Annotated in this window: 16 protein-coding genes; 15 read left to right on the top strand and 1 reads right to left on the bottom strand. The window is 70.9% G+C overall.

What is annotated here, in order from left to right; translation table 11 throughout:
• Window position 1: 1 nt before the first annotated feature.
• The 13 genes from ACIRPT_RS25025 to nusB all read left to right on the top strand — a co-directional run bounded on the left by ACIRPT_RS25025 (window position 2) and on the right by nusB (window position 13,024).
• Window positions 2–349, top strand: coding sequence for a DUF6167 family protein (locus ACIRPT_RS25025; RefSeq protein WP_403504766.1), 348 nt, complete (start codon window positions 2–4; stop codon window positions 347–349).
• Window positions 349–3,018, top strand: a complete 2,670-nt coding sequence (gene alaS / locus ACIRPT_RS25020) for an alanine--tRNA ligase (protein ID WP_403504769.1) — start codon at window positions 349–351, stop codon at window positions 3,016–3,018. Before ACIRPT_RS25025 ends, alaS begins: the two co-directional genes overlap by 1 nt.
• Before the next feature lie 14 nt (window positions 3,019–3,032).
• Window positions 3,033–3,497, top strand: coding sequence for a Holliday junction resolvase RuvX (ruvX, locus tag ACIRPT_RS25015; RefSeq protein WP_403831063.1), 465 nt, complete (start codon window positions 3,033–3,035; stop codon window positions 3,495–3,497).
• A gap of 130 nt (window positions 3,498–3,627) precedes the next feature.
• Window positions 3,628–5,367: an endolytic transglycosylase MltG gene (gene mltG, locus ACIRPT_RS25010; RefSeq protein ID WP_403830744.1), complete on the top strand. Its 1,740-nt coding sequence runs from the start codon at window positions 3,628–3,630 to the stop codon at window positions 5,365–5,367.
• 10 nt (window positions 5,368–5,377) lie between these two features.
• Window positions 5,378–6,205: a shikimate dehydrogenase gene (locus tag ACIRPT_RS25005; protein WP_403830741.1), complete on the top strand. Its 828-nt coding sequence runs from the start codon at window positions 5,378–5,380 to the stop codon at window positions 6,203–6,205.
• A gap of 133 nt (window positions 6,206–6,338) precedes the next feature.
• Window positions 6,339–7,523: a chorismate synthase gene (gene aroC / locus ACIRPT_RS25000; RefSeq protein WP_403830738.1), complete on the top strand. Its 1,185-nt coding sequence runs from the start codon at window positions 6,339–6,341 to the stop codon at window positions 7,521–7,523.
• Complete coding sequence (locus ACIRPT_RS24995; RefSeq protein WP_403830735.1) at window positions 7,520–8,077, top strand: shikimate kinase; 558 nt, start codon at window positions 7,520–7,522, stop codon at window positions 8,075–8,077. Before aroC ends, ACIRPT_RS24995 begins: the two co-directional genes overlap by 4 nt.
• Window positions 8,074–9,165, top strand: a complete 1,092-nt coding sequence (gene aroB, locus ACIRPT_RS24990) for a 3-dehydroquinate synthase (protein WP_403830732.1) — start codon at window positions 8,074–8,076, stop codon at window positions 9,163–9,165. Before ACIRPT_RS24995 ends, aroB begins: the two co-directional genes overlap by 4 nt.
• A gap of 5 nt (window positions 9,166–9,170) precedes the next feature.
• Entirely contained in the window at window positions 9,171–9,611 is a 441-nt protein-coding gene (aroQ, locus tag ACIRPT_RS24985; RefSeq protein WP_403830729.1) for a type II 3-dehydroquinate dehydratase, read from the top strand.
• Between the two features lie 279 nt (window positions 9,612–9,890).
• Window positions 9,891–10,763 carry a Pro-rich N-terminal domain-containing protein gene (locus ACIRPT_RS24980; protein WP_403830726.1) on the top strand — a complete coding sequence of 291 codons (873 nt, stop codon included), beginning with the start codon at window positions 9,891–9,893 and terminating at the stop codon, window positions 10,761–10,763.
• An 86-nt stretch (window positions 10,764–10,849) separates the two neighbouring features.
• Complete coding sequence (locus ACIRPT_RS24975; protein ID WP_403830723.1) at window positions 10,850–11,956, top strand: aminopeptidase P family protein; 1,107 nt, start codon at window positions 10,850–10,852, stop codon at window positions 11,954–11,956.
• Between the two features lie 64 nt (window positions 11,957–12,020).
• Entirely contained in the window at window positions 12,021–12,587 is a 567-nt protein-coding gene (efp, locus tag ACIRPT_RS24970; protein WP_403830720.1) for an elongation factor P, read from the top strand.
• A gap of 2 nt (window positions 12,588–12,589) precedes the next feature.
• Window positions 12,590–13,024 (top strand): transcription antitermination factor NusB, encoded by a 435-nt coding sequence (gene nusB, locus ACIRPT_RS24965; protein WP_403504795.1) that lies wholly within the window; start codon window positions 12,590–12,592, stop codon window positions 13,022–13,024.
• Between the two features lie 228 nt (window positions 13,025–13,252).
• On the opposite strand, the gene bldD is transcribed toward nusB, so the two are convergent.
• The gene (bldD, locus tag ACIRPT_RS24960) at window positions 13,253–13,753 is read right to left on the bottom strand and encodes a transcriptional regulator BldD (protein ID WP_362712307.1); all 501 of its coding nucleotides are present in this window, start codon (window positions 13,751–13,753) and stop codon (window positions 13,253–13,255) included.
• Window positions 13,754–13,973: 220 nt separating this feature from the next.
• Between bldD and pyrR the strand changes: the two genes are divergently transcribed.
• The gene (gene pyrR, locus ACIRPT_RS24955; RefSeq protein WP_403504798.1) at window positions 13,974–14,579 is read left to right on the top strand and encodes a bifunctional pyr operon transcriptional regulator/uracil phosphoribosyltransferase PyrR; all 606 of its coding nucleotides are present in this window, start codon (window positions 13,974–13,976) and stop codon (window positions 14,577–14,579) included.
• Between the two features lie 93 nt (window positions 14,580–14,672).
• A complete protein-coding gene (locus ACIRPT_RS24950; protein WP_403830715.1) occupies window positions 14,673–15,650 on the top strand; it encodes an aspartate carbamoyltransferase catalytic subunit in 978 nt (325 codons plus the stop codon).
• The last annotated feature ends 4 nt before the right edge of the window (window positions 15,651–15,654 follow it).

The raw sequence follows: 15,654 nt of genomic DNA, 5'->3' as shown, positions 1-15,654 counted from the left end.
GATGTTCCGCCGTGCATTCTGGTTCACCACCGGCGCCGCCGCCGGAGTGTGGGCCACCAACAAGGTCCACCGAAAGCTGCGCAAGCTGCAGCCCGACAGTCTCGCCGCGCAGGCCGCGGACAAGGCCGTCGAGACCGGACACCGGCTGCGCCAATTTGCATTGGACGTACGGACCGGAATGGCGGACCGTGAAGAGCAGCTGCACGACGCGCTCGGTCTGACCAGGTCGAGCGAGGTCGCCGAGCTGCCCGCGCCGCGTTCCCACGCGGCGCTCGAAACGCACCACCGCACCACGAGAACCCCGGGAAAGCCCGGGCTGACCGGACCGACTGGAAATGAGGACCACTGATGGAGTCGGCTGAAATCCGCCGCCGCTGGCTGCGCTTCTTCGAAGAGCGTGGGCACACCGTCGTGCCGTCGGCGTCGCTCATCGCGGACGACCCGACGCTGCTGCTCGTCAACGCGGGCATGGTCCCCTTCAAGCCGTACTTCCTCGGCGAGGTCAAGCCGCCCGCGCCGCGCGCCACCAGCGTCCAGAAGTGCGTGCGTACGCCGGACATCGAAGAGGTCGGCAAGACCACCCGGCACGGCACGTTCTTCCAGATGTGCGGCAACTTCTCCTTCGGCGACTACTTCAAGGAAGGCGCCATCAAGTACGCCTGGGAGCTGCTGACCGGCTCGCAGGCCGACGGCGGCTACGGCCTCGACCCGGAGAAGCTCTGGATCACCGTCTACCTCGACGACGACGAGGCCGAGCGCATCTGGCACGAGGTCGTCGGCGTGCCCAAGGAGCGCATCCAGCGCCTGGGCAAGAAGGAGAACTACTGGTCCATGGGCGTCCCGGGCCCCTGCGGCCCGTGCTCCGAGATCAACTACGACCGCGGCCCGGAATTCGGCGTCGAGGGCGGCCCGGCCGTCAACGACGAGCGGTACGTGGAGATCTGGAACCTGGTCTTCATGCAGTACGAGCGCGGCGCGGGCACCGGCAAGGAGGACTTCGAGATCCTCGGCGAGCTGCCCAGCAAGAACATCGACACCGGTCTCGGCCTCGAGCGCCTGGCGATGATCCTCCAGGACGTCCCGAACATGTACGAGACGGACACCCTGCGCGTCGTCATCGACAAGGCCACCGAGCTGACCGGCGTCCGCTACGGCGCCGCGCACGACAGCGATGTCTCGCTGCGCGTCGTCGCCGACCACATCCGCACGTCCACGATGCTCATCGGCGACGGCGTCACCCCCGGCAACGAAGGCCGCGGATACGTCCTGCGCCGCATCATGCGCCGCGCCATCCGCAACATGCGCCTGCTGGGCGCCAAGGGCCTGGTCGTCGGCGAGCTGCTGGACGTCGTCATCAAGACGATGGGCCAGCAGTACCCGGAGCTGCTGGAGGACCGCCGCCGCATCGAGACGGTCGCCCTCGCCGAGGAGGCCGCCTTCGTCAAGACGCTGAAGGCCGGCACGAACATCCTCGACACCGCCGTCACGGACACCAAGGCCGCCGGCTCCGCGATCCTGCCCGGCGACAAGGCCTTCCTGCTCCACGACACCTGGGGCTTCCCGATCGACCTCACCCTCGAAATGGCCGCCGAGCAGGGCCTGTCGGTGGACGAGGACGGCTTCCGCCGCCTGATGAAGGAGCAGCGGGAGCGCGCCAAGGCCGACGCCCAGGCCAAGAAGAGCGGCCACGCCGACCTGTCGGCCTACCGCGAGGTCGCCGACAAGTCCGGCGCCACGGAGTTCACCGGCTACAGCGCCACCGAGGGCGAGTCCGCCGTCGTCGGCCTGCTGGTCAACGGCGTCCCGGCCCCCGCCGCCCATGAGGGCGACGAGGTCGAGGTCGTCCTGGACCGCACGCCGTTCTACGCCGAGGGCGGCGGCCAGCTCGCCGACACCGGCCGGATCAAGCTGGAGTCCGGCGCCGTCGTCGAGGTCCGCGACGTCCAGCAGCCGGTGCCCGGCGTCACGGTCCACAAGGGCGTCGTCCAGGTCGGCGAGGTGGTGCTCGGCTCGGCCGCGTACGCCGCCATCGACGTCACCCGCCGCCGCGCCATCGCCCGCGCCCACAGCGCCACCCACCTCACCCACCAGGCGCTGCGCGACGCGCTCGGCCCGACGGCCGCCCAGGCCGGCTCAGAGAACTCCCCGGGCCGCTTCCGCTTCGACTTCGGTTCGCCGGCCGCCGTGCCCGGCACGGTCCTCACGGACGTCGAGCAGAAGATCAACGACGTTCTCGCCCGTGAGCTCGACGTCCATGCCGAGGTCATGAGCATGGAGGACGCCAAGAAGCAGGGCGCCATCGCCGAATTCGGCGAGAAGTACGGCGACCGCGTCCGCGTGGTCACCATCGGCGACTTCTCCAAGGAGCTGTGCGGCGGCACGCACGTCCACAACACCGCCCAGCTGGGCCTGGTGAAGCTGCTCGGCGAGTCCTCCATCGGCTCCGGCGTGCGCCGCGTCGAGGCGCTGGTCGGCGTGGACGCCTACCGGTTCCTCGCCCGCGAGCACACCGTCGTCTCGCAGCTGACCGAGCTGGTCAAGGGCCGCCCGGAGGAGCTGCCGGAGAAGATCTCCGGGGTCCTGGCCAAGCTGAAGGACGCCGAGAAGGAGATCGAGAAGTTCCGCGCCGAGAAGGTGCTCCAGGCCGCCGCCGGGCTGGCCGCGGGCGCCAAGGACGTCCGCGGGGTGGCGCTGGCCGCCGCCCAGGTCCCGGACGGCACCTCCGCCGACGATCTGCGCAAGCTGGTCCTCGACGTGCGCGGCCGGATCCAGGGCGGCCGCGCCGCCGTCGTGGCCCTGTTCTCGGTCGCCAACGGCCGCCCGGTGACGGTCATCGCCACCAACGAGGCCGCCCGCGAGCGCGGCATCAAGGCCGGTGACCTGGTCCGCACGGCCGCCAAGACGCTCGGCGGAGGCGGCGGCGGCAAGCCGGACGTCGCCCAGGGCGGCGGCCAGAACCCCGCCGCGGTGCCCGAGGCCCTCGAGGCCGTCGAGCGCCTCGTGGCCGAGGCGGCCTGACGCGCGTGAGTGAGATGCGACGCGGCCGGCGCATCGCCGTGGATGTCGGGGACGCCCGTATCGGGGTCGCCTCGTGCGACCCCGACGGGGTCCTCGCCACCCCCGTCGAGACCGTGCCGGGACGTGACGTACCGGCGGCGCACCGCCGGCTCAAGGCGATCGTCGACGAGTACGAGCCGCTCGAGGTCGTGGTCGGCCTGCCCCGCTCCCTCAGTGGGGGAGAGGGGCCGGCCGCGGCCAAGGTCCGGGCCTTCGCCCAGGAGATGGCGAAGAACATCGCGCCCGTAGGGGTCCGGCTGGTCGACGAGCGGATGTCGACGGTCACCGCGACCCAGGGCCTGCGCGCCTCCGGGGTCCGCAGCAAGAAGGGCCGCTCGGTGGTCGACCAGGCGGCCGCCGTGGTCATCCTCCAGAGCGCCCTGGAAACCGAACGGACCTCCGGGCAGCCGCCGGGGGAGAGCGTCGAAGTGGTCATCTGATCGCGGTACGGTAACGTTCCGCGCGATGTGGCGGCGGTTCGAACAGCCGCGCGTGCAAGTAGAGGCGGATCGGCACACCGCAATCGCGCTGCCAGGCCGGAGCGCACCGCCTCTCGGCTCTAGGGGATCGATGACCGAGTATGGCCGGGGCTACGGCTCCGAACCGTGGCATCCCGAGGACCCGCTCTACGGAGACCAGGGTCCCTACGGAGGCCAGGCACAGCAGCCCCAGTGGGACGGACAGCAGTCCGCTCCCTATCCCCAGCAGCACCATCCTCAGCAGCAGTACAACGGCGGCTGGGACGGTACGCAGGGCGGGCAGCTGCCGTACGACCCGTACGACCCCTATGCCCAGCAGCAGCCGCCGGCCGATCCGTACGGCGGGGCGGGGCAGGACTACTACGGGCATCAGGATCCCTACCAGCAGCCGCAGCAGCCCCAGCACGGACAGCAGCAGATGCCGCGGCACCCGCAGTACCAGCAGGCGCCGCAACGGCAGCAGTACCCGCCGCAGCAGTACGACCAGTTCGACCAGTACGAGCAGCAGTACCCTCCGCAGCAGTACGAGCAGCACACGGAGCCGCCGTACGAGGACACCGCGGGCGACGACTGGCGGGCCGATCCGGAGCGGCTGCGGGAACCGGAGCCGGAGCACTCGTTCTTCGCCGACGATGACGACGATGACGACGGCCACCCCGACGACGACGCGCGCGAGCGCAAGAGCGGCCGTGACCGCCGAGGCAAGAAGAACGGCAAGAAGAACGGCAAGAACAAGCGGCGCAGCGGCACGGCCTGCCTGGTCGTGACGCTGGTATTCGCCGGCGCGGTCGGCGCCGTCGGCTATTTCGGCTACGACTTCTTCATGGCCCACTTCGGATCGGCGCCCGACTACGAGGGCGAGGGATCCGGCGCCGTACAGGTCGAGATTCCGGACGGTTCGCTGATCTCGGACATGGGCGAGATTCTCGCGAAAAAGGGCGTGATCAAGAGCGCCGGTGCGTTCCGCGATGCGGCGGCCGACAACGACAAGAAGTCGAGGTCCCTGCAGCCGGGCACCTATTCGCTGCGCAAGCACATGTCGGCGGCCGCGGCCATGGAGCTGATGCTGGATCCCAAGAGCCGGAACGGGCTCACGATCCGTGAGGGTCTGCGCGCCGGCGCGGTCTACCAACTCGTCGACCAGAAGCTGAAGCTCAAGGCGGGCACGACCAAGGACATCGCCAAGAAGCAGCTCAACAGTCTCGGGCTGCCGTCATGGGCCAACGACTCGGCCAAGATAAAGGATCCGCTCGAAGGCTTCCTCTATCCGTCCACGTACAGCGTGGGGCAGAACGCGAAGCCGGCCGATGTCCTCAAGCAGATGGTCGGGCGGGCCACCAAGGAGTACGCGAAGTACGACCCGGAGGCGAACGCCAGGAAGTTCCACCTCAAATCTCCGCTGCAGCTCATCACCGTCGCCAGCCTCACACAGGCCGAAGGCATGACGCACGACGACTTCCGGAAAATGGCGGCGGTCGTTTACAACCGGCTCGCGCCCAGCAACACGGACACCAATCAGAAGCTCGAATTCGACTCGACCTTCAACTATCTGAAGAACCAGAGCAAAATCGACATCAGTGCGGAAGAGATCCGGAACTACGACGACCCGTACAACACGTACTTCTACCGGGGGCTGCCGCCCGGTCCGATCGGCAACCCGGGCGAGGATGCGCTGAAGGCCGTCATCAACCCTGACAACACCAAGAAGTGGCTCTACTTCATCTCGGTCGACCAGAAGAAGACGGACTTCACCACGAATTTCAACGACCACAAGAAGCTGGTCAGAGAGTTCAACAAGCGGCAGCAAGCGAAGAAGCAGAGCGAGAACTGAGGGCCTGGCTGTGTCGGACAACAACAAGGCGGCGGTCCTCGGATCCCCCATCGCCCATTCTCTCTCCCCGGTCCTGCACCGCGCCGCCTACGCGGAACTGGGCCTGACGGACTGGACGTATGACCGCTTCGAGGTGGACGAGGCCGGGCTGCCCGGATTCATCGAGAAGCTCGGCCCCGAATGGGCCGGCCTCTCCCTGACCATGCCGCTCAAGCGCGCGATCATCCCGCTGCTCGACGAGATCACCGACACCGCGGCCTCCGTCGAGGCGGTGAACACCGTCGTCTTCACGGCCGACGGCCGCCGCACCGGTGACAACACCGATATCCCGGGCATGCTCTCCGCGCTGCGCGAGCGTGGCGTGGAAACGGTCGAGCGGGCAGCCGTCCTGGGCGCGGGTGCCACCGCCTCCTCCGCCCTCGCCGCGCTCTCCCGCATCTGCACCGGTGAGGTCACGGCGTACGTCCGCAGCGACGCCCGCGCCGAGGAGATGCGCGGCTGGGGTGAGCGGCTGGGCGTCGAGGTCCGTACCGCCCCCTGGGCGGACGCCGCCGAGGCCTTCGGGGCGCCGCTGACCATCGCCACCACTCCGGCCGGCACCACCGACGCGCTCGCCACCGCCGTACCCGACCGGCCCGGCACGCTCTTCGACGTCCTCTACGAGCCCTGGCCGACGGCGCTGGCCACCGCCTGGTCCGACCGCGGCGGCGCGGTGGTCGGCGGGCTCGACCTGCTGGTCCACCAGGCGGTTCTCCAGGTGGAGCAGATGACGGGCCGGTCGCCGGCCCCCCTTGCCGCGATGCGCGAGGCGGGCACGGCGGCGCTGGCGGCCCGCTGATCCGCATGGCCGCCCGCCCATCCGCCGGGCGGACCGCCCGGTCCGCTCCCTGGACCGGGCACCGCCGTCCGGCTCCGACGTGGGAGGATCGGGGGGAGACCGTACGCGGATGAGCAGTACATGAGGAGCACCGTTGAGCAGGTTGCGCTGGCTGACGGCGGGGGAGTCGCACGGCCCCGCACTCGTGGCGACGCTGGAGGGCCTTCCGGCCGGAGTCCCGATCACCACCGATCTGGTGGCGGACGCGCTGGCGAGGCGCCGGCTCGGCTATGGCCGCGGTGCCCGGATGAAGTTCGAGCGGGACGAGGTCACGTTCCTGGGCGGTGTGCGGCACGGCCTGTCCCTGGGCTCGCCGGTGGCCGTGATGGTCGGCAACACCGAGTGGCCCAAGTGGGAACAGGTCATGGCGGCCGACCCGGTGGACCCCGGGGTCCTGGCCGAGCTGGCCCGTAACGCGCCGCTGACCCGGCCCCGCCCCGGCCACGCCGACCTGGCCGGCATGCAGAAGTACGGCTTCGACGAGGCCCGCCCGATCCTGGAGCGCGCCTCCGCCCGTGAGACCGCCGCCCGGGTCGCCCTGGGCGCGGTGGCCCGCTCCTTCCTCAAGGAGACCGCCGGCATCGAGATCGTCTCGCATGTCGTGGAGCTGGCCGCGGCGAAGGCCCCGTACGGCGTCTACCCCAAGCCCTCCGACGTCGAGAAGCTGGACGCCGACCCGGTGCGTTGCCTGGACGCGGACGCGAGCAAGGCGATGGTCGCGGAGATCGACCAGGCCCACAAGGACGGCGACACCCTCGGCGGCGTCGTCGAGGTGCTGGCGTACGGCGTGCCGGTGGGCCTCGGCTCGCACGTCCACTGGGACCGCCGGCTGGACGCCCGGCTGGCCGGCGCCCTCATGGGCATCCAGGCCATCAAGGGCGTCGAGGTCGGCGACGGTTTCGACCTGGCGCGGGTGCCGGGGTCGAAGGCGCACGACGAGATCGTCGCCACCGAGGACGGCGTGAAGCGCACCTCCGGCCGCTCCGGCGGCACCGAGGGCGGGCTGACCACCGGTGAACTCCTGCGCGTGCGGGCGGCGATGAAGCCGATCGCGACCGTGCCGCGGGCGCTGGCGACCATCGATGTGGCGACGGGCGAGGCGGCCCAGGCGCACCACCAGCGCTCGGACGTCTGTGCGGTCCCGGCCGCCGGCATCGTCGCCGAGGCGATGGTGGCGCTGGTGCTGGCGGATGCCGTGGTGGAGAAGTTCGGCGGCGACAGCGTCGCCGAGACCCGCCGTAACGTCCGCAGTTACCTCGACAACCTGGCGATCAAGTGACGTCGCCGGCCGTCGTACTCATCGGCCCGCCCGGCGCGGGAAAGTCCACGGTGGGCGCGCTGCTGGCCGAGCGGCTCGGCGTGCGCTACCGGGACACCGACGCGGACATCGTCGCCACGGCCGGCAAGCCGATCGCGGAGATCTTCATCGACGAGGGCGAGCCGCACTTCCGTGACCTCGAGCGGGAGGCCGTACGGGCCGCGCTCGAGGACCACCCGGGGGTGCTCTCGCTCGGCGGCGGCGCGATCCTGGACGACGGCACCCGCAAGCTGCTCGCCGGCCTGCCGGTGATCTTCCTGGACGTCGAACTCGCCGACGCCGTCAAGCGGGTGGGTCTGGACGCGCCGCGCCCGCTGCTGGCCGTCAACCCACGCAAGCGGTGGCGCGAGCTGATGGAGCACCGCCGTCCGCTGTACACCGAGGTCGCCCGCGCCGTGATCACCACCGGCGAGCGCACCCCCGCCCAGGTCGCCGACGCGATCCTGGACGCTTTGGAGCTACCGCGGGCGGCGGCGGACGCCCCGCAGCCCGCCCACAGGGAGGAACAGGCATGACGGAGCAGGCCACCCGTATCCAGGTGGGCGGTACGGCGGGCACCGACCCGTACGAGGTGCTCGTCGGGCGGCAGCTGCTCGGCGAACTCCCCGGCCTGATCGGGGACGGCGTCAAGCGGGTCGCGGTGCTGCACCCGGAGGCGCTGGCCGCCACCGGCGAGGCGCTGCGCGAGGACCTCGCGGCCCAGGGCTACGAGGCGATCGCCATCCAGCTGCCGAACGCCGAGGAGTCCAAGACCGTCGAGGTCGCCGCGTACTGCTGGAAGGCCCTGGGCCAGACCGGCTTCACCCGCACCGATGTGATCGTCGGCGTCGGCGGCGGCGCCACCACGGACCTGGCCGGTTTCGTGGCCGCCACCTGGCTGCGCGGGGTGCGCTGGATCGCCGTACCGACCACCGTCCTGGGCATGGTGGACGCGGCGGTCGGCGGCAAGACCGGCATCAACACCGCCGAGGGCAAGAACCTCGTCGGCGCCTTCCACCCGCCGGCCGGTGTCCTGTGCGACCTCGCCGCCCTCGACTCCCTCCCGGTGCACGACTACGTCTCCGGCCTGGCCGAGGTCATCAAGGCCGGTTTCATCGCCGACCCGGCGATCCTCGAGCTGATCGAGGCCGACCCGGAGGCCGCCAGGCGCCCCGACGGCGCGCACACCGCCGAGCTGATCGAGCGGGCGATCCGGGTCAAGGCCGAGGTGGTCTCCGCCGACCTCAAGGAGTCCGGGCTGCGCGAGATCCTCAACTACGGGCACACGCTGGCGCACGCCATCGAGAAGAACGAGCGCTACAACTGGCGGCACGGCGCGGCCGTCTCGGTCGGCATGGTCTTCGCCGCCGAACTGGGCCGGATCGCCGGACGCCTCGACGACGCCACCGCCGACCGGCACCGCGCCGTCCTGGAGTCCGTCGGGCTGCCGCTGACCTACCGCGGCGACCAGTGGCCCAAGCTGCTGGAGACCATGAAGGTCGACAAGAAGTCCCGCGGCGACCGGCTGCGCTTCATCGTCCTGGACGGCCTCGCCAAGCCGACCGTCCTGGAGGGACCGGACCCGGCCATGCTGCTGGCCGCCCACGCCGAGATCGCGGAGTGACCGCGATGAGCACGCGGGTTCTCGTCCTGAACGGCCCCAACCTCGGCCGCCTGGGCTCCCGCGAGCCCGATGTGTACGGCGCCACCTCCTACACCGGTCTGGTCGAGCAGTGCACCGCGCTCGGCAAGGAACTGGGCTTCGAGGTCGACGTCCGGGAGACCAACGACGAGGGGGAGATGATCCGCTGGCTGCACGAGGCCGCCGACGCCTCGCTGCCGGTGGTCATCAACCCCGGTGCCTTTACGCACTATTCGTACGGCATGCGGGACGCGGCCGCCCAGCGCACCGCCCCGCTCATCGAGGTGCATATCTCGAACCCGTACGCGCGCGAGGAATTCCGTCACAATTCGGTCATCGCCGCCGTGGCGAGCGGTACGGTCGCCGGCTTCGGCATCGGCTCGTACCGCCTCGCGCTGCGTGCGCTGGCCGAGGAGATTTCCGGCTGACGCACACCCCGTTCCGGGGCACTCCTCGCCACCTTCGGCCGTTCACATGACGAGCGCCGGGGGTGGCGAGCACGAGAGCGCCCCCACCCGGCGGCAGTTGGGAGGGTACCGTTCGCAGCAGCACCACCCACGCCGACGGCTGTGGGGCGCAACGGCCCGTCCGGGCCGCTGGGTTACCGCACGACGCGCCGGGCAGTACGGCCCGGCGTCTGGAGCACCGCCCGGCGTGAGCCGGCGGAGCACCGCACACGTCGACCGCACGAGACGGAGAGCCACCGGATGCAGTACGCAGTGGGGGCTCCGCTGCCACCGCCCCGCCGGCCGGGATCCGGTCCGGGACCGGCCACGGGGGCGACCATGAACTGGACCCCCAACCCGGGACAGCCCATACCGCCCCCCTCGCCGCCGGCCCCTTCGGCGCCGCCTCCCCCCGCCGCCCCGCCCGCCCAGGGGCCGGGCTGGAACGGCCCCGCGCCGTACCAGGAGGCGCCGACCCCGCACAGCACGGACATCACCGGCCACCTCCGGCTGCCGCCGGGTGCCCCGGTGGCGCTGCCCGACCCGCCCGCCGGCGCCGCAGCCCAGGACTCCGCGCACGCCACCGTCGCGGTGCTGCTGATCGGCCCGGCCGGCGCCGGCAAGACCAGCGTCGCCCGCCACTGGGCCGACAGCCGACGCGTGCCGACCGCCCACATCAGCCTCGATGACGTGCGCGAATGGGTGCGCTCCGGCTTCGCCGACCCGCAAAAGGGCTGGAACGACAACTCCGAGGCGCAGTACCGCCTGGCCCGCCGCACCTGCGGCTTCGCGGCCCGTAACTTCCTCGCCAACGGCATCTCCTGCATCCTCGACGACGCCGTCTTCCCGGACCGCCCGGTCGTCGGCCTCGGCGGCTGGAAGCGGCACGTGGGCCCCGGCCTGCTGCCGATCGTGCTGCTGCCGGGCCTGGAGATCGTCCTGGAGCGCAACGCCCGGCGCAGCGGCAACCGCCGCCTCTCCGACGAAGAGGTCGCCCGGATCCACGGCCGGATGGCCGGCTGGTACGGCTCCGGCCTGCCGATCATCGACAACTCCCAGCACGACGTCGCCACGACCGTGCGGGTGCTGGACGATGTCGTCGCCCGCTCCATCGCCAGCCCGCCCAGCTGGTAGCGCCACCGGCCCGCTCCACCGGGCAGCGTCCCCCGGGCGGCCGTCTCCGACCGGCCGCCCGGACGGTCCGGCCGTACTCTCGGGATATGTCCGAGTTGTACGCGGTTCGACGCACGCGGCTGCGCGACCGCGTAGCCGGCGCCGGAAGCACCGCCGCACTGATCTCGCGCCCCGCCAACGTCCGCTACCTCACCGGTTGCGCCCCGCCGGGCGCCGCCCTGCTGCTGGGCCCGGCCGATGATGTCCTGGTGTGCGGGATGCCGCCGAGCGGCGACCCGTCCGAGGGCCGGCCCGCCGAGGACGTACGGGTCTCCGTGCTGCCCACCCGCGGCGGCGACCCGGTGGTGGCGGGCGCGGACTTCGCCGCGAAGTCCGGCGCGCAGCTCCTTGCCGTCGAGGAGCATCACCTGACGGTCGCCCGCCATCGGGCGCTCGCGCAGGTCGCGCCCCGGATGCGGCTCGTGGACCTGGGGTGCGCGGTCGAGGCGCTGCGGCTGGTCAAGGATGACGACGAGATCGCCTGTCTGCGGATCGCCGCGGAGATCACCGACCAGGCGCTGGGCGAGCTGCTGGAGTCGATCCTGGTGGGCCGTACCGAGCGGCATCTCGCGCTCGAGCTGGAGCGCCGTCTCGTCGACCACGGCGCGGACGGCCCGGCCTTCCCCACGTCCGTCGCGACCGGCCAGAACTCCGGCCGCCCCGGGCATCTGCCCACCGACCGGCGGGTCGAGGAGGGCGACTTCCTGACCGTGAACCTGGGCGCCAACTACCGTGGCTACCGCTGCGAGATCGGCCGGACCTTCGTCATCGGCACCACGCCCGCGGACTGGCAGATCGATCTCTACGACCTCGTTTTCGCCGCCCAGCGGGCCGGCCGGGAGGCGCTGGCGCCGGGCGTGGAGTGCCGCGAGGTGGACCGGGTGACCCGCCAGGTCCTGGTCGCCGCGGGGCACGGTGAGCGGCTCGGGCCGTGGACCGGGCACGGCGTGGGACTCGAAATCGATGAGGACCCTCAGCTGTCGCCCGCCGCCATGGGTAAACTGGACGCTTGCGTGCCGGTCACCGTCGAACCGGGGGTTCACCTCCCCGGCCGCGGGGGTGTCCGGATCGACGACACACTCGTCGTCCGCCCCGAGGCGGACGGCGGGCCAGAGCTACTCACGATCACGACCAAGGAGCTGCTCGCACTCTGAGCCGCAGCGGCTCGGTGCCCGGCTTCGTGGTCCCACCACCTGCAGTCCAGGAGATTCCGCAACCGTGGCATCCACGAACGACCTCAAGAACGGCATGGTGCTCAAGCTCGAAGGCGGCCAGCTCTGGTCCGTCGTCGAGTTCCAGCACGTCAAGCCCGGCAAGGGCCCGGCCTTCGTCCGCACCAAGCTCAAGAACGTGCTCTCCGGGAAGGTCGTCGACAAGACCTTCAACGCCGGCGTGAAGGTCGAGACGGCCACCGTCGACAAGCGCGGGATGCAGTTCTCGTACATGGACGGCGACTACTTCGTCTTCATGGACATGGACACGTACGACCAAATCCACGTCGACCGCAAGTCCGTCGGCGACGCCGCGAACTTCCTCCTGGAGGGCTTCGAGGCCGTCGTCGCGCAGCACGAGGGCTCGGTGCTCTACGTCGAGCTGCCGGCCGCGGTCGAGCTGGTCATCAAGGAGACCGAGCCGGGCGTCCAGGGTGACCGCTCCACCGGCGGCACCAAGCCCGCCACGCTGGAGACCGGCTACGAGATCCAGGTGCCGCTCTTCATCACGACCGGCGAGAAGATCAAGGTCGACACCCGCTCGGGCGACTACCTCGGCCGGGTGAACAGCTAACCGTGGCTGCCCGCAACAAGGCCCGTAAGCGCGCCTTCCAGATTCTCTTCGAGGCCGATCAGCGCGGCGCCGACGTGCAGTCCGTGCTCGCGGACTGGATGCGGCACGCCCGGACCGACCCCCGGCAGCCGCCGGTGAACGAATACACCCTGGAGTTGGTCGAGGGGTATGCGGAGCACATCGATCGCATCGACGAGCTGATCTCCACCTACTCCGTCGAGTGGGAGCTGGACCGGATGCCGGTCGTCGACCGCAACATCCTGCGGCTCGGCGCCTACGAGCTGATCTGGGTGGACGACACGCCGGACGCGGTGGCGATCGACGAAGCGGTACAGCTCGCCAAGGAGTTCTCCACGGACGACTCCCCGGCCTTCGTCAATGGCCTCCTCGGCCGCTTCAAGGAGCTGAAGCCGGGACTGCGGCGCGAGGCGCAGTAGCGCGACGCGCCACAACGGCCGCTGAACACACGAACGGGCCCGGAGCGATACGCAATCACTCCGGGCCCTTCGCATGCCCGCAGAACGCCGCCTGAGCCCCACGCAACCGCCGCGACGGCTCTTGCGTATGCGCCGACCGGGGTGCAAAGCCCGTTTCGCCGGACATAACGCAACCGCCGCCCCGGGAATCCCGGAGCGGCGGTACGTTTCTGCAACTGACGACCGGCGTCAGATCTCCTCGTGGGCCACCGCGCGGCGCGCGTCGGCATCCAGCACGCCCCAGCTGATCAGCTGCTCGGTGAGCACCGAGGGCGACTGGTCGTAGATCACGGCGAGGGTGCGCAGATCGTCCTGGCGGATCGACAGCACCTTGCCGTTGTAGTCGCCGCGCTGGCTCTGGATCGTGGCGGCGTAGCGCTGCAGCGGTCCGGCCTTCTCCTGGGGGACGTGAGCGAGACGCTCCAGGTCCAGCACCAGCTTCGGCGGCGGCTCGGCCGCGCCGCCAGGTGTCGTGCCCGGCAGCAGCTCCTGCACCGGCACACCGTAGAAGTCTGCGAGCTCGGCGAGGCGCTGCACGGTCACGGCACGGTCGCCGCGCTCGTACGAACCCACGACCACGGCCTTCCAGCGGCCCTGGGACTTCTCCTCGACACCGTGGAGGGAGAGGCCCTGCTGGGTACGGATGGCGCGGAGCTTGGCCCCGAGCTGTTTGGCGTATTCGCTGGACATAAAGCTCCCCAGACGGCTGTATCGATGCGGCTCCGCCGCGTGGCTGGTAACTCACTGTGAGGTTACGCAGCGTAATCTGACTTCGTCAAGCCGAATGGGCCAGACCATCGCCCGTCAGGGGTGCGCGCGGCTCCTGGAGGGTCCCCTGATAGCCTGAGGCACGTAAATCCGACGTCCTTTAAAGTCCGTCCCGTGAGGCGGAGAAGGGGGTCCGTTTCGTATGGACGCAAGCAGCTCCGACGTACGCGCACCAGGCGTACGCGATCAGCTTCCCGCGCGCCCGGTGCTCGAAGGCCCGGACATCGCGCGGATGCTCACCCGTATCGCCCACGAAATCGTCGAGCGCGCCAAGGGCGCGGACGATGTGGTGCTGCTGGGAATTCCCACCCGCGGCGTCTTCCTCGCCCGGCGGCTGGCCGCCAAGCTCGAGGAGATCACCGGCCGCGCGATCCCGGTCGGCTCGCTCGACATCACCATGTACCGCGATGACCTGCGCCTGGGCCCGGCCCGGACGCTGGCCCGTACGGAGATCCCCGGCGACGGCATCGAGGGCCGGGTCGTCCTGCTCGTCGACGACGTCCTCTTCTCCGGACGCACGATCCGCGCCGCCCTGGACGCCCTGGGCGACATCGGGCGGCCGCGCGCCGTACAGCTGGCCGTCCTGGTCGACCGCGGCCACCGCGAACTTCCGATCCGGGCCGACTACGTCGGCAAGAACCTCCCCACGTCGCTGCGGGAGACGGTAAAGGTCCAGCTCACCGAGGAGGACGGCCGCGACGCCGTGCTGCTCGGCGTCAAGCGGACCGCTCCGGCCGGCGAGCGCTAGGCACCGCGCGGGGACCCGGTGATCCCGGGCCCGTACGCCTGCCTGCTCGACGGACATTCCCGTACGCCCTCCTTCACCCACGGAGAAAACCGGATGAAGCGTCACCTCATCTCGGCCGCCGACCTCACGCGCGACGATGCCGTCCTGATCCTCGACACCGCCGAGGAGATGGCCCGGGTCGCCGACCGGCCGATCAAGAAACTCCCCACCCTGCGCGGGCGCACGATCTGCAATCTCTTCTTCGAGGACTCGACCCGGACCCGGATCTCCTTCGAGGCCGCCGAGAAGCGGCTCTCCGCGGACGTCATCAACTTCGCCGCCAAGGGTTCCAGCGTCTCCAAGGGCGAGTCCCTCAAGGACACCGCCCAGACCCTGGAGGCGATGGGCGTCGACGCCGTCGTCATCCGGCACAGCGCCTCCGGCGCCCCCTACCGCCTCGCCACCTCCGGCTGGATCGACGCCCCCGTCATCAACGCCGGCGACGGCACCCACCAGCACCCCACCCAGGCCCTGCTCGACGCCTTCACCATGCGGCGCCGGCTCATCGGTCCCGACGCCGGACTCGGCCAGGACCTCGCCGGGAAGCGCATCACCCTCGTCGGCGATGTGCTGCACAGCCGCGTCGCGCGCTCCAACGTCGACCTGCTGCACACCCTCGGGGCCGAGGTCACGCTCGTCGCACCGCCCACCCTGGTGCCGGTCGGCGTGGAGACCTGGCCGTGCTCGGTGTCGTACGACCTGGACAGCGTGCTGCCGAAGTCGGACGCCGTGATGATGCTGCGGGTGCAGCGCGAGCGCATGAACGCCGCCTTCTTCCCGACCGAGCGCGAGTACTCGCGCCGCTACGGCCTGGACGGCGAACGGATGGCGCGGATGCCCGAGCACGCCATCGTGATGCACCCCGGCCCGATGGTCCGCGGCATGGAGATCACCGCCGCGGTCGCCGACTCCGACCGCTGCACGGTCGTCGAGCAGGTGGCCAACGGGGTGTCCGTCCGCATGGCCGTCCTCTACCTGCTCCTGGGCGGCAACGAGCCTGCCGTCACCCACACCCGTACCGAGGAGAAGTAAGACC

Origin of the sequence: Streptomyces sp. NPDC101227, from assembly GCF_044767545.1 — a bacterium.
Taxonomy (GTDB): domain Bacteria; phylum Actinomycetota; class Actinomycetes; order Streptomycetales; family Streptomycetaceae; genus Streptomyces.
Note: the sequence above shows the minus strand (reverse complement) of the source record. Positions and strands in the feature narration are given on the sequence as shown.

What these genes read in the sequence shown, in the direction of transcription:
- ACIRPT_RS25025 (WP_403504766.1), top strand. Translation starts at nt 2, where the DNA reads ATGTTCCGCCGTGCATTCTGGTTCACCACCGGCGCCGCCGCCGGAGTG.
- alaS (WP_403504769.1), top strand. Translation starts at nt 349, where the DNA reads ATGGAGTCGGCTGAAATCCGCCGCCGCTGGCTGCGCTTCTTCGAAGAG.
- ruvX (WP_403831063.1), top strand. Translation starts at nt 3,033, where the DNA reads ATGCGACGCGGCCGGCGCATCGCCGTGGATGTCGGGGACGCCCGTATC.
- mltG (WP_403830744.1), top strand. Translation starts at nt 3,628, where the DNA reads ATGACCGAGTATGGCCGGGGCTACGGCTCCGAACCGTGGCATCCCGAG.
- aroB (WP_403830732.1), top strand. Translation starts at nt 8,074, where the DNA reads ATGACGGAGCAGGCCACCCGTATCCAGGTGGGCGGTACGGCGGGCACC.
- aroQ (WP_403830729.1), top strand. Translation starts at nt 9,171, where the DNA reads ATGAGCACGCGGGTTCTCGTCCTGAACGGCCCCAACCTCGGCCGCCTG.
- ACIRPT_RS24980 (WP_403830726.1), top strand. Translation starts at nt 9,891, where the DNA reads ATGCAGTACGCAGTGGGGGCTCCGCTGCCACCGCCCCGCCGGCCGGGA.
- ACIRPT_RS24975 (WP_403830723.1), top strand. Translation starts at nt 10,850, where the DNA reads ATGTCCGAGTTGTACGCGGTTCGACGCACGCGGCTGCGCGACCGCGTA.
- bldD (WP_362712307.1), bottom strand. Translation starts at nt 13,753, where the DNA reads ATGTCCAGCGAATACGCCAAACAGCTCGGGGCCAAGCTCCGCGCCATC.
- pyrR (WP_403504798.1), top strand. Translation starts at nt 13,974, where the DNA reads ATGGACGCAAGCAGCTCCGACGTACGCGCACCAGGCGTACGCGATCAG.
- ACIRPT_RS24950 (WP_403830715.1), top strand. Translation starts at nt 14,673, where the DNA reads ATGAAGCGTCACCTCATCTCGGCCGCCGACCTCACGCGCGACGATGCC.